General features: G+C 74.3%; 16 protein-coding genes and 1 pseudogene. 11 read left to right on the top strand and 6 right to left on the bottom strand.

Going from position 1 to position 18,584, the window contains the following annotated elements; all coding sequences use genetic code 11:
- Positions 1-74: 74 nt before the first annotated feature.
- On the bottom strand, positions 75-1,214 hold the full coding sequence (locus tag Q2K16_RS14675) for a carboxylate-amine ligase (RefSeq protein WP_302746069.1): 1,140 nt from the start codon (positions 1,212-1,214) through the stop codon (positions 75-77).
- Positions 1,215-1,417: 203 nt separating this feature from the next.
- Here Q2K16_RS14675 and lysX point away from each other — a divergent pair, with 203 nt between their 5' ends.
- The 7 genes from lysX (at position 1,418) to Q2K16_RS14640 (ending at position 10,800) form a co-directional block, all read left to right on the top strand.
- Positions 1,418-4,780, top strand: a complete 3,363-nt coding sequence (gene lysX, locus Q2K16_RS14670) for a bifunctional lysylphosphatidylglycerol synthetase/lysine--tRNA ligase LysX (RefSeq protein ID WP_302746067.1) — start codon at positions 1,418-1,420, stop codon at positions 4,778-4,780.
- The gene (locus Q2K16_RS14665) at positions 4,777-5,496 is read left to right on the top strand and encodes a DUF998 domain-containing protein (RefSeq protein WP_302746065.1); all 720 of its coding nucleotides are present in this window, start codon (positions 4,777-4,779) and stop codon (positions 5,494-5,496) included. Before lysX ends, Q2K16_RS14665 begins: the two co-directional genes overlap by 4 nt.
- Positions 5,493-6,323, top strand: coding sequence for an alpha/beta fold hydrolase (locus Q2K16_RS14660; protein WP_302746064.1), 831 nt, complete (start codon positions 5,493-5,495; stop codon positions 6,321-6,323). The genes Q2K16_RS14665 and Q2K16_RS14660 overlap by 4 nt, the downstream gene beginning before the upstream one ends.
- 10 nt (positions 6,324-6,333) lie before the next feature.
- Positions 6,334-6,645 carry a DUF6412 domain-containing protein gene (locus Q2K16_RS14655; RefSeq protein ID WP_302746062.1) on the top strand — a complete coding sequence of 104 codons (312 nt, stop codon included), beginning with the start codon at positions 6,334-6,336 and terminating at the stop codon, positions 6,643-6,645.
- Positions 6,646-6,770: 125 nt separating this feature from the next.
- Positions 6,771-7,502, top strand: coding sequence for a YidC/Oxa1 family membrane protein insertase (locus Q2K16_RS14650; RefSeq protein ID WP_302746061.1), 732 nt, complete (start codon positions 6,771-6,773; stop codon positions 7,500-7,502).
- A gap of 76 nt (positions 7,503-7,578) precedes the next feature.
- Positions 7,579-9,015 (top strand): carbohydrate-binding protein, encoded by a 1,437-nt coding sequence (locus Q2K16_RS14645; protein ID WP_302746059.1) that lies wholly within the window; start codon positions 7,579-7,581, stop codon positions 9,013-9,015.
- A gap of 222 nt (positions 9,016-9,237) precedes the next feature.
- A complete protein-coding gene (locus Q2K16_RS14640) occupies positions 9,238-10,800 on the top strand; it encodes a cellulose binding domain-containing protein (protein ID WP_302746057.1) in 1,563 nt (520 codons plus the stop codon).
- Positions 10,801-10,919: 119 nt separating this feature from the next.
- Here Q2K16_RS14640 and Q2K16_RS14635 read toward each other — a convergent pair whose 3' ends face one another.
- Both Q2K16_RS14635 and Q2K16_RS14630 read right to left on the bottom strand, forming a co-directional pair.
- Positions 10,920-11,591: a DedA family protein gene (locus Q2K16_RS14635; RefSeq protein WP_302746056.1), complete on the bottom strand. Its 672-nt coding sequence runs from the start codon at positions 11,589-11,591 to the stop codon at positions 10,920-10,922.
- A gap of 171 nt (positions 11,592-11,762) precedes the next feature.
- Positions 11,763-12,377 carry a DUF1349 domain-containing protein gene (locus Q2K16_RS14630; protein WP_302746055.1) on the bottom strand — a complete coding sequence of 205 codons (615 nt, stop codon included), beginning with the start codon at positions 12,375-12,377 and terminating at the stop codon, positions 11,763-11,765.
- A gap of 107 nt (positions 12,378-12,484) precedes the next feature.
- On the opposite strand from Q2K16_RS14630, the gene Q2K16_RS14625 reads away from it, so the two are divergent.
- Together Q2K16_RS14625 and fabG are read left to right on the top strand one after the other, a co-directional pair.
- Positions 12,485-14,137 carry an alpha-amylase family protein gene (locus tag Q2K16_RS14625; protein WP_302746053.1) on the top strand — a complete coding sequence of 551 codons (1,653 nt, stop codon included), beginning with the start codon at positions 12,485-12,487 and terminating at the stop codon, positions 14,135-14,137.
- Between the two features lie 97 nt (positions 14,138-14,234).
- Positions 14,235-14,993: a 3-oxoacyl-ACP reductase FabG gene (fabG, locus tag Q2K16_RS14620; protein ID WP_302746052.1), complete on the top strand. Its 759-nt coding sequence runs from the start codon at positions 14,235-14,237 to the stop codon at positions 14,991-14,993.
- Here fabG and Q2K16_RS14615 read toward each other — a convergent pair.
- Together Q2K16_RS14615 and Q2K16_RS14610 are read right to left on the bottom strand one after the other, a co-directional pair.
- Positions 14,966-15,446: pseudogene (locus tag Q2K16_RS14615) on the bottom strand (hypothetical protein). The gene fabG and the pseudogene Q2K16_RS14615 sit on opposite strands and share 28 nt — an antisense overlap.
- A complete protein-coding gene (locus Q2K16_RS14610) occupies positions 15,439-15,834 on the bottom strand; it encodes a hypothetical protein (RefSeq protein WP_489671918.1) in 396 nt (131 codons plus the stop codon). The pseudogene Q2K16_RS14615 and the gene Q2K16_RS14610 overlap by 8 nt, the downstream one beginning before the upstream one ends.
- A gap of 212 nt (positions 15,835-16,046) precedes the next feature.
- On the opposite strand from Q2K16_RS14610, the gene Q2K16_RS14605 reads away from it, so the two are divergent.
- Both Q2K16_RS14605 and erm read left to right on the top strand, forming a co-directional pair.
- Entirely contained in the window at positions 16,047-16,952 is a 906-nt protein-coding gene (locus Q2K16_RS14605) for a Gfo/Idh/MocA family protein (protein ID WP_302746489.1), read from the top strand.
- A gap of 581 nt (positions 16,953-17,533) precedes the next feature.
- Complete coding sequence (gene erm / locus Q2K16_RS14600; RefSeq protein ID WP_302746050.1) at positions 17,534-18,349, top strand: ErmE/ErmH/ErmO/ErmR family 23S rRNA (adenine(2058)-N(6))-methyltransferase; 816 nt, start codon at positions 17,534-17,536, stop codon at positions 18,347-18,349.
- A gap of 29 nt (positions 18,350-18,378) precedes the next feature.
- Here erm and Q2K16_RS14595 read toward each other — a convergent pair whose 3' ends face one another.
- Positions 18,379-18,570 (bottom strand): DUF2795 domain-containing protein, encoded by a 192-nt coding sequence (locus tag Q2K16_RS14595; RefSeq protein WP_302746048.1) that lies wholly within the window; start codon positions 18,568-18,570, stop codon positions 18,379-18,381.
- Between the last annotated feature and the right edge of the window lie 14 nt (positions 18,571-18,584).

Here is an 18,584-nt window from a genome sequence, read left to right as displayed (position 1 = left end):
CCCCGGGCCGGTCAGCGGCACGTCGGCCGGCGACCGGCCGGCCGACGTCGTGCCGCCGGCCGGTGTCGGACCGGTCAGCCACGGGTCTGCCGGGCGACCTCGGCGACCACGTCCTCCAGCCGGCCCGAGCGGTCGAACACGGCCCGCTGCCGGGCGGCCCCGGTGCCGTGCCGGCGCAGCCCGGCCAGCAGTTCGGTCACCTCGGCCAGGTCGCCGTGCGCCTCCAGTGCCGGGCGGACCCGCTCGACCAGCCGGTCGACCAGCTCCCACGCCGGGCGCAGCTCGCCGTTGGCCAGGTCGACGCCGTCGCCCTCCAACCCGTCGTGGGCGGCCCGCCAGTGCGCGGCCACCAGCAGGTGGTGGTCGGTGTTCACCGGCGGCCGGCCCGCCGCGACGTCGTCCATCGCGGTGGCGACCAGCGCCCGCACCAGCCCCGCCACCAGCACCGCGTCGTCCACCGACGGGCAGACGTCACCGATGCGGACCTCCACCGTCGGGTACTTCGCCGACAGCCGGGCGTACCAGTAGAGCATCCCCTCGTCGAGCATCACCCCGCTGGCGATCAACTGCCTGATCAGCCGCTCGTAGTGCTCGTACGACTCCAGGTACGGGGTGGGCGCGACCGACGGCCAGCGTTCCCACTCCACGGAACGCCAGCTCGCGTAGCCGGTGTCGACGCCCTCCGAGAAGGGCGAGTTGGTGGTCATCGCGTGCAGCACCGGCAGCCACGGCCGGATGTGGTTGAGCACCTGCACGCCAGTGTCCGGGTCCGGTACGCCCACGTGCACGTGCATGCCGTTGTTGCCGGGGCCGGGCACCAGCAGCCGGAACCGGGCGATCATCCGGTCGAAGCGGGGCTTGTCCACCACCGGCGGCACCGGTCCCGCCACCGGCCCGGTGCCGATCGCCAGCACCCGGACGCCGGCCCGCTCGGCGGCGTCGGCCAACGCGCCGCGCAGCACGCCCAGCGAGTGCCGGATCGAGCCCAGGTCCAACCCCGGTGGGCTGCCGATCTCGATCTGGCTGGTCTGGAACTCCCGCTCCACCTGCCCGCGCAACTCGGCCGGCACCTGCGCCATGACCAGGTCGACGGCGGGCACCGCGGCACCGGTGTGCGGATCGACCAGGAGGAACTCCTCCTCCACGCCCACCGTCAGCCGGTCGGGCCCGGTCCGCTCCGGGGCCACCGCCCCGGCCGCCACCCCACTGGTCATCGCCATCACCGTCCGTCCCGTCCCGCCGCGGCGGGTCCGCCGCGATGCTGTCCGCCCATTACCCGCAGTGTCCGGCGGAGAAAACGCGACACGGCGTGCCGTCGCGCCTGATGCTTACCATGACCCGGTCCCGCCGACCGGTGCCGTGCCGCACCCCCGCCCCGACCTGGAGCGGGCCGGGGCGGGGACGTGAGGGAGGCCAGGTGACCCCGACGACGGCGCCCCGGGTGGCGCCCCCGACCACGGCGCGGCGGCCCGGCCGTCCGGCCCGGCCACCCGGGCGGGACTGGCGGCGGCAGGTGCCCCGGATGTTCGCGGCGCTGCTGTGGTTCATCGCCGCGATCTGCGCGCTGGCGGCGGTCAGCAGCGCGGCCAACGCCGAGTTCCAGCCGATCCGGACCACGATCGACACGCTGCTGGTGCCCGCGCCGGCCAACCTGGCGTACGCGGTGTTCCTCGGCACCCTCGCCGCGGCGGTGCTGCGCCGCAAGCGGCTGGCGTACTGGGTGCTGGTCGTCTACTTCATCCTCAGCCTGGTCGTCGGCGTGCTGACCGGCCTGCTGCTGGTGACCGTCGGCGCGGACCAGCTCACCGACGACGCCGGCCGGCGGCTGTTCACCCTGGTCGAGACCGTCGGCGTCTGGGTGGGCATCGGCTTCGCCGCCGCCGCCCTGACCCTGCTGCTGGCGGCCCGGCGGGAGTTCTACGCCCGGGTCCGCAGCGGCAGCACCCGGCGCGCCCTCGGCGTGTTCCTCGGTCTCGCCGCGGCGGCCGTCGGGCTGGGCTACCTGCTGCTGACCGCCGTGCCCGGCAGCCTGCACAGCTGGCTGGACCGGTTCGGGTACGCGATCGAGAAGGTCTTCGGCGGTGCGATCACCCTGGACGTCACCCGGCAGGGCCAGGCCCCCGGCTGGGTCAACCTGCTGCTCGGCGGGATGGGCGCGGTCGCCTTCCTGGCCGGCCTGTTCACTCTGCTGCGCTCCCAGCGCGCCGCCGCCGTGCTGCACCCCGACGAGGAGCAACGCATCAGGGAACTGCTGGCCCGCTACGGCGACCGGGACTCCCTCGGCTACTTCGCCACCCGGCGGGACAAGGCGGCGATCTTCTCGGCCAGCGGGAAGGCGGCGCTGACCTACCGGGTGGTCAACGGGGTGAGCCTGGCCAGCGGCGACCCGGTCGGCGACCCGGAGGCGTGGGGCCCGGCCATCACCGCGTGGCTGGACCAGGCCCGCGAGTACGCCTGGACCCCGGCGGTGATGGGGGCCAGCGAGGCCGGCGCGCGCGCCTACCACCGGCACGGGCTGAAGGTGCTGCAACTGGGCGACGAGGCGATCCTGCTGGCCCGGGAGTTCGACCTGGGCGGGCGGGACATGCGCCCGGTCCGGCAGGCGGTGCACCGGGTCGAGCGGGCCGGCTACACCGCAGGGGTCCGCCGGCACGCCGACATCCCGCCGGCCGAACTGGCCGATCTCGCCGCCCTGGCCACCCGCTGGCGGGACACCGAGCACGAACGCGGCTTCTCGATGGCGCTGGGCCGCCTCGGCGATCCGGCCGACGGTGACTGCGTGCTGGTCGAGGCCCGCGACGGCACCGGCCGGGTACGGGCGTTGCTGTCGTTGAGCCCGTGGGGCGGCAACGGGCTGTCGCTGGACCTGATGCGTCGGGACCGCACCGCCGAGAACGGGGTCACCGAGTTCATGGTGGCCGCGCTGCTCGGTACGGCCCCCCGGCTGGGCGTCGAGCGGGTGTCGCTGAACTTCGCCGTGTTCCGGTCGGTGTTCGAGCAGGGTGCCCGGATCGGCGCCGGCCCGGTGATCCGGCTGTGGCGGCGTACGCTGCTGTTCTTCTCCCGGTGGTGGCAGTTGGAGTCGCTGTACCTGTCCAACGCCAAGTACCAGCCGCACTGGACGCCCCGCTACCTGTGCTTCGGCGAGCGGCGGGAACTGGCCCGGGTCGGGTTGGCCGCCGCCGTCGCGGAGGGCTTCGTGGCGCTGCCCGGCGGTCGGCCGTCCCCGCTGTACGGTGCGCCCCCGGCCGGTGGCGGGGTGGGGTTCGTGCCACCGGACGCGGCCACCGTGCACGCGGTCAGCCCCGAGCCGGCGCACGGGCAGCAGCCCGAGCAGGTGCGGGTCCGGCGGGCGAAGCTGGACCGGCTGCGGGCGCAGGGCGTCGACCCGTACCCGGTGGGGTGGCCGCGTACCGACGGGTGCGCGGCGGTGCGGGCCCGGCACGTCGGGCTGGCCCCGGACACCGGCACCGGGGAGACCGTCTCGGTGGCTGGGCGGGTGCTGCTGGTCCGCGACCACGGCCGGGTCTGCTTCGTCACCGTCCGCGACGGCAGCGGTGACCTGCAACTGGTGCTGGAGAAGGAGCTGGACCGGTGGCGGGCCACCGTCGACATCGGTGACCACGTGGGCGCGACAGGCGAGGTGTACGCCACCAGGCGCGGCGAGGTGTCCGTCCGGGTGGCCGACTGGCGGCTCACCGCCAAGTGCCTGCGTCCGCTGCCCGACAAGCACCACGGCCTGGCCGACCCGGAGGCGCGGGTCCGCCGCCGTTACCTGGACCTGGCGACCAGCCCGCAGGCCCGGGAGCTGCTGCGGGCCCGCAGCGCCACCCTCACCAGCCTGCGGCGGACCCTGGTGGGCCGGGACTTCCTGGAGGTGGAGACGCCGATCCTGCAACGGGTGCACGGGGGCGCCAACGCCCGCCCGTTCGTCACCCACAGCAACGCCTACGACCTGCGGCTGACCCTGCGGATCGCCCCCGAGCTGTACCTCAAGCGGCTCGCCGTGGGCGGCGTCGAGCGGGTGTACGAGTTGGGCCGGGTGTTCCGCAACGAGGGCGTCGACTTCAGCCACAACCCGGAGTTCACCGTGCTGGAGGCGTACCAGGCGTACGCCGACTACCACGACATGCGGGAGCTGGCCCGGGAGCTGATCGTCGCGGCGGCGGTGGCGGTGCACGGGGCTCCGCTGGCCCGGCGGCCGGGCACCGGTGAGCTGGTGGACATCGGCGGTCCCTGGCCGGTGCGTACGGTGCACGAGGCGGTCTCCGAGGCGCTGGGCGAGGAGGTGACCGTCGACACCGACGCCGCCGCCCTGCGCCGTCGCGCCGACGCGGCCCGGGTGCCGTACGACCCGGGCTGGCAGCGCGCCGAGCTGCTGCTGGAGCTGTACGAGCGGCTGGTCGAGGCGCGTACCGACGGGCCCACCTTCTACCTGGACTTCCCCACCGACGTCTCCCCGTTGACCCGCCAGCACCGGGCCGACCCCCGGCTGGCCGAGCGGTGGGACCTGGTGGCGTTCGGGATGGAGCTGGGTACCGCGTACTCGGAGCTGGTGGACCCGACCGAGCAGCGGCGACGGCTGACCGCCCAGTCGCTGAAGGCCGCCGGCGGCGACCCGGAGGCGATGGAGCTGGACGAGGACTTCCTCACCGCGCTGGAGTACGCGATGCCGCCGACCGGTGGCCTGGGACTGGGCGTGGACCGGCTGGTGATGCTGCTGACCGGCCGGTCCATCCGGGAGACCCTGCCGTTCCCGATGGTCCGCGAGTCGTCGTGAACCGCCCCCGCCCGCGCTGCGACCCGGACCCGGCGTCCCCGCCGGCCGGCCGTGGGGGCGACGGGCACCGGGCCGCCCGGACCGGGGCGGCGCCGGCGCTGCTGCTGGCGGCGGCCTGTTACGCCTCCTGGCTGCTCGCCCCGGTGCTCAACCCGGGGCTGCGGCCGGTGCAGAGCTACCTGAGTGAGCTGGCCGCCCGGGACCAGCCGTACCACCTGGTCTTCCAGGCCGGCGACGTGACGACCGGGCTCTGCGCGACGGTGGCCGGGCTGCTGCTGGCCCGGGTGGCCCGGGAGGTGCCCCGGCCGGCCTGGTGGGGGCTGCTGGTGTTCGGTGTAGCCACCGCCGTGGACGGCGGGTACACCTCGATGGACTGCGCCCCCTCGATCGATGCCCGCTGCGCCCGGCTGGAGGAGCTGGGCGAGCTGTCCTGGCGGCACCAGGCGCACACGGTCACCTCCTCGGTGGCGGTGGCCGGCGCGCTGTTGAGCCTGGTGGCGGTCCTCGCCGTGCTGCGTGGCCCGGCCCGCCGCCGGGCGGGGCTGGCGGTGGCGGTGGTGCTGGCGGTCGGCACGGTCGGGACGCTTGTCGCCACGCTGCACCCCGAGTGGGGGCTGGGCCTGTGGCAGCGGGTCCAGCTCACCGGGCTGTCCGGCTGGCTGCTGCTCACCGCCGCCGTCGCCCGGTGGGGCCCCGGCCCGGGGCGTCCCCGGTGACCGGCCCGCCCACCGACGACCCGGCGGCGCGGGCCGGCGGGCCGGGGGTGCTGCTCTGCCCGGGGATGGGGGAGGGGGCGGAGACCTGGGACCGGCTGGTGCCGCCGCTGACCGCCGCCGGCTACCGGGTGCGCCGGCTGGACCGGCCGGACGATGCCGGGGTGCCCACCCTCACCGCCGAGCTGGCTCGCCTCGACGCGGCGGTGACCGGGCTGGACCGGCCGGTGCTGGTGGCGCACTCGGCGGCGGCGTTGCCCGCCGAGGGATACGCCCGGCGGTGTCCGGGGCGGCTCGCCGGGCTGGTGCTGGTGGACCCGAGCCTGGTGGACCCGGCGGGGGCGGCCCGGTGGCGGTGGTGGTCGACGTGGACGGCCGGCGCGGTGTCGGCCGGGGCACCGGTGCTGACCGGGGCGCTCGACCGGTCCGGTCTGGCCCGCCGGTACGGCCCGGGGGCGTGGCGTCGGGCGGTGCGCCGGATGAGCGTCCGGCCGCCCGACCCGGCCGCCGCGGCGGCGTACGGCTGCCCGGCGGTGCTGATCGGGGCGTTGGTGCAGTGGCTGGCGCACCCGGCGGTGGCGGCGGAGTTGGTGGCGTTGCGGGAGGTGACGGCGGCACCGACGCTGCCGGTGCGGGTGCTGACCGCGCTCGGCGACGTGCCCACTCCGGCCGGCCGGGCGGCGTGGCGGGCGGGACACGCCGCGTTGGCGGCGAGCTTCCCCGCCGGCCGGCAGGAGGTGTTCCGGGACGCCCGGCACCTGCTGCACGTGGACCGGCCGGAGACGGTGGTCGACGTCGTCGCGGCGGTCCGACGTGACAGCGGGTCCTAGGCTGGCGGGCGTGTCGGGGCTGCGGGTGGTGACGGGTCTGTGGGCGTACGCGCTCGTCGGGCTGACCCTGCTCGCGGACCGGCCGGGTGACCTGCTGGCCGGTGCGGCGGTGGCGGCCGCGTTGCTGCTCGTCATCCTGCTGGCGACCCGTCCCCGGACGGCGTCCGGCCCCGGCGTCGGGCGGCGACGGGCGGTCGGGCTGCGCGACCGGGCCCGGCGTCGAGGCGTACCCCGGCAGGTCGATCCGGACGCGGCGGGCCGACCCCGCCCCCGGGCGCCCGGAGGTCTCCTCCCGGTCGGCTGGTCCCCGGTCGCGGGCTGACCCCGCGCGCCGCCGACCCCGACCGGTCCGTCGTCACTGCGTCCCACGGTGAACCGCCGACCGCCCTGACGGGCGGCCGGTGACCGTCCCGTGCGGACCTCCGGAATCGGACCGAGGGGTTCCCCATGCTCGCCTTCTCACCCGTGCACGACGCGGCTGCCGCCGCGGGTTCCGTCGTCGGCTGGCTCGCCGGGTTGCTGACGCCGCTGGCCGGCGGGGTCGCCACCGCCGCCGCGATCGTGCTGTTCACCGTCGCCGTCAGGCTGTCGATCTCGCCGCTCACCGTCGCCCAGGTCCGTGCGGAGCGGCGTCGCGCGGCGCTCGCCCCGCAGCTACGCCAGCTCCAGCAGCGGTACGCCGACGACCCGGCGACGTTGCAGGCGGAGATGTTCGCGCTCTACCGCCGGGCCGGGGCGTCGCCGGTGGCGGGGTGCCTGCCGGCGCTGCTCCAGGCCCCGTTCTTCCTGGTCATGTACCGCCTGTTCGGCACCGGGGACGGTGCCGGCGGGCTGCTCGACGCGCGGCTGGCCGGGGTGCCGCTGGGCTGGCACCTGGGCGACGGGCTGACCCCGTCGGTGCTGCTGGTGTTCGGGGTGTTGCTGGCGGCGCTGGCCGGCCTGGCCACGGTGCTGTCCCGCCGGGCGGCGGCGTCGGCCGCCGTCCCGGCCGACCAGCCGGGGGCGGCGCTGCTGGCCCGGATGCTGCCGCTGTTGCCGTACGGCACGGTGCTGCTGGCGTTGGTGGTGCCGCTGGCGGCGGTGCTCTACCTGGTCACCACCACCGCGTGGACGGTGGCCGAGCACGTGCTGCTGCGTCGGCCGCGACCGGTGCCGGCCGAAGCCATCGACGAGCGTTGACAAATGGTGGGGCGGGAGCGTAGAAAACCGCTCAGAGAGCGCTCTCTTGCTCCCGTCCCCCCAGAGAGGCATCCCGATGAACGCTGTCCCGGCGGCTCCGGTCGCCCCCACCGCCCCGCGCCGGTCCCACCGCCGGCTCGCCCTGGCGGTCACGCTCGCCGCCGCCACCGCGCTGACAGGCGTCTCGGTCGCTGCGCAGGCCGCCGTCCCCACGCCGCCGTCGGGGTGGAGCCTGGTGTGGAGCGACGACTTCACCGGTGCGGCCGGCACCCTGCCGTCCTCGGCCAACTGGATCGTGGACACCGGCACCAGCTACCCGGGCGGCCCGGCCAACTGGGGCACCGGCGAGATCCAGACGTACACCGGCAGCACCGCCAACCTGGCCCACGACGGGTCCGGCAACCTGCGGATCACCCCGTTGCGCGACTCCGGTGGCCGGTGGACCTCGGCCCGGATCGAGACCGTGCGCACCGACTTCAAGCCCCCGTCGGGCGGGGTGCTGGCGATCGAGGGACGGATCCAGATGCCCAACGTCACGGGCGCCCAGGCGGCGGGCTACTGGCCGGCGTTCTGGGCGCTCGGCGCGCCGTACCGGGGCAACTACCAGAACTGGCCGGGCATCGGCGAGATCGACGTGATGGAGAACGTCAACGGGCTCAACCAGGTCTGGGGCGCGCTGCACTGCGGGGTCGCCCCCGGCGGCCCGTGCAACGAGTTCAGCGGGCTGGGCGCGACCCGGGTCTGCCCCGGCAGCGCCTGCCAGGCCGCCTTCCACACCTACCGCACCGAGTGGGACACCTCGGTCAGCCCGCAGCAACTGCGCTGGTACGTCGACGGTCAGCTGTTCCACACCGTCACCCAGACCCAGGTCGGCGCCACCTACTGGGCCCAGATGACCGGCCACGGTGGCTACTTCCTGCTGCTCAACGTGGCGATGGGCGGCTCCTTCCCGGACGGGGTGGCCGGTGCCGTCACGCCGACCGGCTCGACCGTCTCCGGCCGGCCGATGCTCGTCGACTACGTCGCGGTCTACCGTCGGGGTGGCGGCTCCACCCCGACGCCGACCCCCACCACGCCGGCCCCGACCACGCCGCCGCCGTCGGGCACCGTGGACGCGTACTCGACGATCCAGGCCGAGGCGTTCTCCGGGCAGAACGGGGTGGCCGTCGAGACGTGCGCCGAGGGCGGGCAGAACATCGCCGCCCTGCGCAACGGTGACTGGGCCCGCTACGACAACGTGGACTTCGGCAGCAGCGGACCGCGCGACTTCCTGGCCCGGGTGGCCTCCGGCGCGGCCGGCGGGGTGAGCGGCCTGGTCGAGGTGCGGGTGGACAGCCCGACCGCCACCCCGATCGGCAGTTTCGCCGTCGCCAACACCGGTGGCTGGCAGAGCTGGCGGTCGGTGCCGGGCAACGTGTCGGCGGTGACCGGCCGGCACACCGTCTACCTCACCTTCAGCAGCGGTCAGCCGTCCGACTTCGTCAACGTCAACTGGTTCACCTTCCGCCGCTGACCGGGCCGCGAGGGGTCCGTGCCGGTGTGGCGCGGACCCCTCGTCGATGGGCTCTGGACATTAACAGTTAAGAGTCTTAATAATAGGCGCGGACGTGGACGACCGTGGATGCATTCCCGGTCGTCCCGGCGGTCCCACCCCCGGACCGCGTCCACCGGCCCGCGCACCACGGGGCCGGTCACACCCCTGACGTCCCCCGCCCCGGTCCACTGGAGGCCACCCGTGAGACTCCGCACCCCCCGCGCGGCCACCCTCGCCGTCGCGCTCGCCGCCGCCCTGGTCACCGGCACGCTCGTGGCCCCGCCGGCCGCGTCCGCCGCCACCGCCGCCTTCGTCCGCACCGCCAGCTGGGGCAACGGGTACGAGGCCAGGTTCACCGTCACCAACGACACCTCGACCGCCATCAGCTCGTGGAACGTCCAGTTCGACCTGCCCTCGGGCAGCACCGTCGGCTCGTTCTGGGACGCCCGGCTGAGCAGCTCCGGCCAGCACGTCACCGCCCTCAACCAGAGCTGGAACGGCAGCCTCGCGCCGGGCGCCAGCACCACCTTCGGCTTCGTCGTCGCCGGCACCGGCGACCCGACCAACTGCACCGTCAACGGCGGGGCCTGCACCGGCGGCGGCCCCGGCAACCCGACTGGCCCGGCCACCCCGGGCGGGCTGCGGGTCACCGGCACCACCTCGTCGTCGGCCACGCTGGCCTGGAACGCCGTCTCCGGCACGGTCACCGGCTACCGGATCTACGAGGGCAGCACGGTGAAGGCCACCGTCACCGGCACCTCGACCACCGTCTCCGGGCTGGCCGCCTGCTCCGCGCACAGCTGGACCGTCACGGCGTACAACGCGGCAGGCGAGTCGGCGAAGTCGGCAGCGGTGTCGGCCACCACCACCGGCTGCACCGGCGGCACCGGCACGATGGCCGCCGCCCCCTACCTCTACCCGGGCTGGGGTGACCCGCCCGCACCGGCGACGGTGATGGGGGCGACCGGGGTGAAGTGGTTCACCATCGCGTTCGTGCTCTCCGGCGGTGGCTGCACCCCGGCCTGGGACGGCTCCGGACCGCTCGCCGGGGGCGCGCACGCCGGCACCATCGCCGCGATCCGGGCGGCAGGCGGCGACGTCATCCCGTCGTTCGGCGGCTGGAGCGGCAACAAGCTCGGCCCGAACTGCGCGTCGGCCAGCGCCCTCGCCGGGGCGTACCAGCAGGTGATCAACGCGTACGGGTTGAAGGCGATCGACATCGACATCGAGAACAGCGACGAGTTCGAGAACGAGGCGGTGCAGGACCGCATCCTCGGCGCGCTGAAGATCGTCAAGCAGAACAACCCGGGGATCAAGACGATCGTGACCTTCGGCACCTCGACCACCGGGCCGTCGTACTACGGAACCCGGCTGGTCAAGCAGGCCGCCGCGCTCGGTGCCAACATCGACACCTTCACCATCATGCCGTTCGACTTCGGCGGCGGGGCGGACATGTACCAGAGCACCGTCAGTGCCGCCGAGGGGCTGAAGACCACCCTGAAGTCGGCGTTCGGCTGGTCCGACGCCACCGCGTACGCGCACATGGGCATCAGCGGCATGAACGGCCTGTCCGACCAGCGGGAGCTGACCTCGCCTGCCACCTGGACGCAGATCCGGGACTGGGCCAAGGCCCGGGGGCTGTCCCGGTTCACCTTCTGGTCGGTCAACCGGGACCGCGCCTGCCCGGACGGGGGAGTGGTCGCCAACTGCTCCGGCATCAGCCAGGGCACCTGGGAGTTCACCTCGATCACCGCGAAGTTCTGAGCGCCAGCCCGGTGGGGCCGGCCGCTCCGGCGGTCCGGTTCCACCGGGCGGGGCGGTCTTCCGGCCTCGGGCCCCTCGGGCGGGGTGACCCGTACCGGCCGGGCGGCGCGGTGGGCCGGTCAGTGGTCGGTGGTCACCGACTGCCTGTCGTTCCGGTCGCGCCGGGAGCGGATCTTCCTGCCGGCCCAGCTCACGATCATGACGGCGAAGACCGCGAAGATGGCGTAGTTGAACCAGTCGCTGTACTTCTCCACGTCCTGCCAGCGCGAGCCCAGCGTGTAGCCGAGACCGACGACCAGCGCGTTCCACACCCCGCTGCCCAGCGTGGTGAGCAGCACGAACTCGCCCATCGGCATCCGGTTCGCGCCGGCCGGGACGGAGACCAGGCTGCGCACCACCGGCACCAGCCGGCCGATCAGCACCGCCCACCGGCCGTGCCGCTCGAACCAGCGGTCGGCCTTCTCCAGGTCGTCCCGGTCGACCAGCGGGATGTGGTCCAGCCAGCGCTTGAGCCGTTCCTCGCCGAGCGCCGCGCCGAGCCAGTAGAGCACCAGCGCGCCGACCAGCGAACCGACAGTCGCGGCGAGGACGATCACCACCAGGCTGAACCGGCCCTCGGCGGCGAGGTAGCCGGCCATCGCCAGCACGATCTCGCTCGGGATCGGCGGGATGATGCTCTCCAGCGCCACCAGGAAGGCGACCCCGACCGCGCCGAGGGAGTCGATGACACCCGCCACCCATCCGGTCAGCCCGGTGAACCTGTTCGGGTCGACGTTCTCGGCGAGGGCCATCGGCGTCCTTCCAGCGGGCCGGCGGGATCGGACAGTGGTACCCAGCCGGCCACCACTTACACCCCGTGGTGAGTGGTCCCACCCCGTCCGCCGCCGCCCACCGGGCCCGGCCGTGCGTTGCGACCTGCGTCGACGCAGCGGCCGATCGGCCGCAGCCGGCTGAGCCGGGGATCAGTCCGACGCGTGCAGTTCCCGGTCCGCCGGCCCCTGTCGCCAGCCGGTGAACCGGATGGTCAGCCCGCCCCGGGTGGGCGCGCAGCAGAACGGCCCGGCCAGCGCCACCGCGTCCGGGTCGAGCGGGGCGAGCCGGACCAGCCGCCACGGCTCGTCGGCGACCCGCGCCCGCACCGTCAACGCGTCGCCGCTACGGCTGGCCCGCACGGTCACCTGCCGACCGCTCCAGTGCGGCACCGGCGCCACCGACCAGTCGGAGAACTCCCGGGTCACCACCGCGCCGACCTGCGGCAGGCCGTCGCTGACCTCCACCCCGGCCTTGATCCAGTTCCGTTCGTCCACCCGGACCAGCACCCCGGCCTGGTCGAACTGCGCCGCGTAGTCGAGCAGGAAGTCCACCTCGACCGCACCGTCGGCCGGCAGCGGGGCGAGCAGCGCCGGCCCGTCGTCGTGGACGAAACCGTAGCTGGTGTGCCGCCACAGGTCGCTGTTGGCGGCCGGCTCCACCAGCAGCGCGCCGTCGCCGGCCCGGTCCACCCGTACCGGCTGGTGCAGCCACCGGCCCTCGTCCCAGTCGAGGGTGCGGGAGCCGTCCGTCGGATGTGCAGCCATGCCCGGACCGTACCCCGGCCCGTCCCGGGTCGGCGCGGCGGTCGCCGACGGACTGTGGAACGGGGCTCGCGTTTGCGGCGTCGGCGCACCGGAGACATTAGGCCGGCATGGGTGACAGGTGGTATTCCGAGGCCGTCGTCTACTGCCTCGACGTCGACACGTATGCGGACTCCGACGGTGACGGGGTCGGTGACTTCCGGGGCCTGATCGGCCGGCTCGACTACCTGGCGCGGCTGGGGGTGACCTGCCTCTGGCTCAACCCGATCCATCCCTCGCCCAACCAGGACGACGGATACGACGCGACCGACTTCTACAACGTCGACCCGCGCCTGGGGACCCTCGGTGACTTCGCCGAGCTGCTGCACCAGGCGCAGAACCGGGGCATCCGGGTCATCATCGACCTGGTGGTCAACCACACCTCCGACCAGCACCCGTGGTTCCAGTCAGCCAGGTCCTCGCCCGACTCGCCGTACCGCGACTGGTACGTCTGGGCCGACCACGAGCCGGCGGACCGGCACCAGGGCATGGTGTTCCCGGGCGAGCAGCACGAGACGTGGAGCTACGACCGGACCGCCAAGGCGTGGTACTACCACCGCTTCTACCGGTTCCAGCCGGACCTGAACATCGAGAACCCGAAGGTCCGTGCCGAGATCAAGAAGATCACCTCGTTCTGGCTCCAGCTCGGCGTCTCCGGGTTCCGGATGGACGCCGTGCCGTTCATCATCGAGCAGACCGAACCGGGCAACCCGGACGCACCCAAGGACTTCGACTTCCTCACCGACCTCCGTCAGCACGTGCAGTGGCGGCGCGGCGACGCGGTGCTGCTGGCCGAGGCGAACGTCGAACCCGACCAGCTTCCTGTCTACTTCGGCGACGGCAGCGGCTCGGGCAACCGCATCCACATGCTCTTCGACTTCATGCTCAACGGCCGGCTCATGCTCGCCCTCGCCCGGGAGGACCCGGAGGCGATCATCGACGCGCTGCGCGACACCCCGAAGCTGCCCACCGGCGGCCAGTGGGCGACCTTCCTGCGCAACCATGACGAGATCGACCTGTCCCGGCTCACCGCCGACCAGCGCAACGACGTGCTGGCGAAGTTCGGCCCGGACGAGAACATGCAGCTCTACGGACGCGGCATCAGGCGACGGCTCGCTCCGATGCTCGGCAACGACCGGCGGCACATCGAACTGGCGTACGCGCTCCAGTTCTCGCTGCGCGGCACGCCGGTGCTGCGCTACGGCGAGGAGATCGGGATGGGGGAGAACCTCGCGCTGGACGGGCGGGACGCGATCCGTACCCCGATGCAGTGGTCGTACAAGGAGAACGGCGGTTTCTCGACGGCGGACCCGGAGAAACTGATCCGCCCGGTGATCGACAAGGGTGACTTCGGCTACCAGAAGGTCAACGTCACCGCCCAACGGTGCGACCCGACGTCGCTGCTGGCCTGGTTCGAGCGGATGATCCGGACGCTGCGGGAGGCCCCGGAGATCGGCTCCGGCTCGACCACCCACATCGACGTGCCGATGCCGGCCGGGGTCCTCGCGCACCGCGCCGACGGCCCGACCGGCACCATGGTCTTTCTGCACAATCTCGGCACCGAGGACGTGGAGGTGGACCTGAGCAGCGTGGCCGCCGAGGCGGACCTGCCGATAGACGTGCTGACCGACCGGGGTTACGGCGACGTGGGCAAGCTGGACAGCCTGAAGCTGGGCGGGCACGGCTACCGCTGGATCCGGCTCCGCCGGTCCACCACCTACTGACCGGCCCGTCCGTCGACGTCCCTGCCCGGCAGGGACGTCGACGGACGTCGGGGCGGGTAGGCTCCTCGGTCGAGCCAGAAGTTACCGGGAGGTAGTCATGTCGGAGCAGTCCCGCGTCGCCATCGTCACCGGAGCCGCACGCGGTATCGGCGCGGCCACCGCCCGGCGGCTGGCCGCCGACGGGATGGCCGTCGCCGTGGTCGACATCGACGAGGCGGCGACCGGGCCGACCGTGGAGGCGATCGCCGCCGCCGGTGGCCGGGCCGTCGGCGTCGGCGCTGACGTGGCCGACCGGGACCAGGTCGAGGCCGCCGTCGAGCGGGTCGCCACCGAGTTGGGCGGGCCGACCGTGCTGGTCAACAACGCCGGGGTGCTGCGGGACAACCTGCTGTTCAAGATGACCGACGCCGACTGGGACACCGTGCTGGGGGTGCACCTGCGCGGCGCGTTCCTGTTCAGCCAGGCCGCCCAGCGGCACATGGTCGAGCAGAGGTACGGGCGGATCGTCAACCTGTCCAGCACCTCCGCGCTGGGCAACCGGGGCCAGGCCAACTACGCGGCGGCCAAGGCCGGCCTCCAGGGCTTCACCAAGACCCTCGCGATCGAGCTGGGGCCGTTCGGCGTGACGGTGAACGCGGTCGCCCCCGGCTTCATCGTCACCGACATGACCGCCGCCACCGCCGCCCGGATGAAGGTCGACTTCGACGACCTCCAGAAGCACGCCGCCGCGGAGATCCCGGTCCGTCGTCCGGGCCGCCCGGAGGACGTGGCGCACACCATCTCGTTCCTGGTCAGCGAGGGCGCGTCCTTCGTCTCCGGCCAGGTCATCTACGTCGCGGGCGGCCCGAAGGACTGACCGGGGCCGGGGTGCCCGCGCCGGGAGCCGGCGTCAGACGTCGGCCGCGTCGCGGGTACGCCACAGCCAGAGCAGCCCCAGCACCGGCAGCACCAGCGGGATGTAGCCGTACCCGCTGCCGAAACCGGACCAGACCGTCTCGTCGGGGAAGAGTTCGGCGTCGACCAGGCTGAGCACCCCGACGCCGACCACCCCGACCAACTCCACCGAGCAGCAGGCCAGCGCGACCCGCCGGCCGGCGTGCCCGGCGCGGGCCAGCCCGACCGCCGCCACGATGTAGACAAGCGCGGCCACCGCCGAGAGCAGGTACGCCACCGGCGCCTCGTCGAACTTCGTGGCGATCTGGAGCCCGGCCCGGGAGGTGGCGGCGATGGCGAACAGGATGTAGACGGCGATCAGCAGCCGCCCCGGCCCCGCGTTGGTGGCGCGCCGCGCCGTCCGGGTGTCAGCCACCGACGACCTCCCACGTCTGTTGCAGCCGGACCACGACCACCGGCAGGACCAGGCAGACCGCGCAGACGATCGCCGACCCCCAGCGGGTCGGTTCCATCCGGGCCAGCACCCAGGCCAGCGGGGGCAGGCAGACGAGCGTCACCAGGTAGCCGAAGAACGCGCCGGGCTCGCCCGGCCGCTCACCCCCGACGACGGCGACCAGGGCCAGCACGGTCAGCGCGAGCAGCGCCACCTCCAGCAGGCCCAGCCCGACGGACTGCGCCAGGTCCGGCGGCCGGTGCCGGACCGCCGCCACCAGCGCCCACAGCGCGAGTACGAGCGACAGCCCGATCGTCACGGTGGCGAGCACCCCGTCCACCGGCGAACCGGCCGACCCCGCGCCGGTCATCGCCGCCATCCGATAGGTGTCTCGGTCACCGGCACAGCCTACTAACCGGCGTAGTAATCAGCGTCGTCCCGGTCCCGGGTCGGCGGCCCCGGTTCCCGGGCGGCGGCCCGGTGGTGCGGGTCGGCGGCCGTCGGCTGCGGAAACAGGGGTGGGAGACTAGCGTGGATCACGGCCGCGACGGGCGTGGCCGACGACGAGACCGGGGGTACCTCGTGCTGCGGTTCGGCCTGTTCGGCACCGGCCACTGGGCGGCGCGCACCCACGGTGCCGGACTGGACGCCCATCCCCGCGCCGCGCTGGTGGGGGTCTGGGGGCGCGACCCCGACCGGGCCGCCGCGCTGGCCACCCGGCACGGCGTACCGGCGTACGACGACGTCGACGCGTTGCTCGACGCCTGCGACGCGGTGGCCGTGGCGCTGCCCCCGGACGTGCAGGCCGGGATCGCCGTCCGGGCCGCCACCGCCGGCCGGCACCTGCTGCTGGACAAGCCCCTCGCACTGAGCCTCGACGAGGCCGACCGGGTGGTCGCCGCCGCGCAGTCCGCCGGCGTGGCCTCGGTGGTCTTCTTCACCCAACGCTTCCACCCCAACGTCGACGGCTTCCTCACCGCCACCGCCGCGGCCGGCGGCTGGCAACACGCCCGGGTCACCCAGTTCGCCTCGATCTACGCCACCGGCAGCCCGTACGGCGGCTCCCGGTGGCGGCGGGAGCAGGGGGCGCTGTGGGACATCGGCCCGCACGCGCTGTCGATCGTGCTGCCGGTGCTCGGCCGGGTCACCCGGGTCGCCGCGACGGACGGCCCCGGCGGGCTGGTGCACCTGCTGCTCGCCCACGACGGGGGTGCCACCAGCGCGCTGTCGCTGACCCTGGACGCCCCGGCGGCGGCGGTCACCCGGGACGTCGTCTTCTTCGGCGAGAACGGCACCGCAGCCGTCCCGCCCGGCGACGGCGACGCGCTGACCGCGTTCGGCACCGCAGTCGACCAACTGCTCGCGGAGATCGACTCGGGGGGCCGGGACCACCGGTGCGACGTCCGTTTCGGCCGGGAGGTGGTGGCCGTCCTGGCGGCGGCGGAGACCGCCCGCGCCGAGGCCCGCACCGTCGACCTCCGTCCCTGACCGCCCCGACCCGGCCGGCGTGCGTGCGGTGCTGCCCCGTCCGTGGTCGCCCACGGTGGTCAGAGTGGACGCTCGTCCGTCGGGTCCGAGGTCGTGGCAGACGGGAGCGGAAAAGCCGTTGCGCGAGGCGCGGGGTGCACTACCGTGGCCTCCATGTTCACGCACGCCCTGATCACCGTGGCCGTCGCGTCGGCCGCGCGGGGCCCCCTCCTGGTGGCCCGCCCGCGAGTCCGGCGTCCGGCCCTGGCCGGCCGGGACGCCCACCGCGCCTGACCCGAGCACCACCCCGGCCTGACCGCCATCGTCGTCTGACGGCCATCGTGGTCTGACCGCCACTGTGGTCTCACGGCCATCGTGGCCGGTCACGGTCTGCGTCGCCCGCCCGACCGACCCGGTCGAGCGGCGACGCCAGCCCCGACCGTGCCCGGTGACCGTCGGGCCCGGTCACCGGCTGCGCTCTCCGTGCGTCACGTCCCCGCCGATCTCCAGGGTCGTCCGAGTCCCGATCCACTCGGACAGGCCCGGCATCGTGCTGCGCCTGTCCGTACCGTCGCCGAGCGGCGACAGACAGGACGAGCCCCGTGGCGCCCCGCAGAACCGCACGCGACAGGTCACGTCGCGTACTGTCCCAGAACTTTCTCACCGACCCGGCCACCGTGACCCGGATGGTCCGGGCGGCCCGTACCGGCCCGGACGACCTGCTGCTGGAGGTGGGCGCCGGCCGTGGCCAGCTGACCCGGCCGCTGGCGCAACGGTGCGGCCGGCTGATCGCCTACGAGGTCGACCCGACCGTCGCCCCCGCCCTGGCGGCGGTGTGCGCGACGCTGCCGCACGTGCAGCACCGGCAGGCCGACTTCCTGACCGCCGCGCCACCCGACGAGCCGTTCGCCGTCGTCGGCAACATCCCCTGGTCGCTGACGGCGGCGGTGGTCCGCTGGTGCCTCGCCGCACCCCGGCTGCGCGCGGCCACCCTGCTCACCCAGTGGGAGTACGCCCGCAAGCGGACCGGTGACCTCGGCCGGTGGACCCGGCTGACCGTGCTGACCTGGCCGGAGTACCACTGGGGGCTGTCCGGCCGGGTGGCCCGCACGGCGTTCCGTCCGGTGCCCGCCGTCGACGGGGGCATCCTGCGGATCGAACGTCGGCCGGCGACGCTGCTGGACCCGGCCGGGCTGCCCGCGTACCGCAGGATGGTGGAGCTGGGGTTCGGCGGGGCGGGCGGGTCGCTCGCGGCCTCGCTGCGCACGGCCCATCCGGGCCGGCGGGTCGACGGCGCGCTGCGGGCGGCGCGGCTCGACCCCGCGACCCCGGTCGGGCTGGTCTGGCCGGAGCAGTGGCTGGTGCTGTTCCGGTTGCTGCACGCTCCCACGGGTCGCGCCGGTGGCCGGCGGTGGTGACCGGTCGGGGCGGCTCAGGTGGGGGCGGCTCAGGCGAGGGTGCCGAGGGCCTCGTGCAACTCGGCCGGGTCGTCGAACTGCCCGGCGGGCAGCGCCCGCAGCATCTGCAGCAGTTCGGTGCTGGCACCGTTCTCCTGACCCCAGCGGACCAGGTCCTCGCGGGAGACCGGGTAGTCGAGCCCGGCCAGATACTCCTGCAACTGCATCCCGGTGACGGTCATGCCGCCGGCTACCC

The sequence above is a fragment of the Micromonospora cynarisoli genome, from assembly GCF_030518815.1.
In the GTDB taxonomy this organism is placed as follows: domain Bacteria; phylum Actinomycetota; class Actinomycetes; order Mycobacteriales; family Micromonosporaceae; genus Micromonospora; species Micromonospora wenchangensis.
The sequence above is the reverse complement of the archived record's forward strand: the minus strand, read 5'-3'. Positions and strand labels throughout refer to the sequence as shown.

Coding starts and splice junctions, on each gene's coding strand:
- Q2K16_RS14675 (WP_302746069.1), bottom strand. CDS start 1,214: ATGACCAGTGGGGTGGCGGCCGGGGCGGTGGCCCCGGAGCGGACCGGG.
- Q2K16_RS14595 (WP_302746048.1), bottom strand. CDS start 18,570: ATGACCGTCACCGGGATGCAGTTGCAGGAGTATCTGGCCGGGCTCGAC.
- Q2K16_RS14645 (WP_302746059.1), top strand. CDS start 7,579: ATGAACGCTGTCCCGGCGGCTCCGGTCGCCCCCACCGCCCCGCGCCGG.
- Q2K16_RS14650 (WP_302746061.1), top strand. CDS start 6,771: ATGCTCGCCTTCTCACCCGTGCACGACGCGGCTGCCGCCGCGGGTTCC.
- Q2K16_RS14625 (WP_302746053.1), top strand. CDS start 12,485: ATGGGTGACAGGTGGTATTCCGAGGCCGTCGTCTACTGCCTCGACGTC.
- fabG (WP_302746052.1), top strand. CDS start 14,235: ATGTCGGAGCAGTCCCGCGTCGCCATCGTCACCGGAGCCGCACGCGGT.
- Q2K16_RS14630 (WP_302746055.1), bottom strand. CDS start 12,377: ATGGCTGCACATCCGACGGACGGCTCCCGCACCCTCGACTGGGACGAG.
- Q2K16_RS14610 (WP_489671918.1), bottom strand. CDS start 15,834: ATGACCGGCGCGGGGTCGGCCGGTTCGCCGGTGGACGGGGTGCTCGCC.
- Q2K16_RS14635 (WP_302746056.1), bottom strand. CDS start 11,591: ATGGCCCTCGCCGAGAACGTCGACCCGAACAGGTTCACCGGGCTGACC.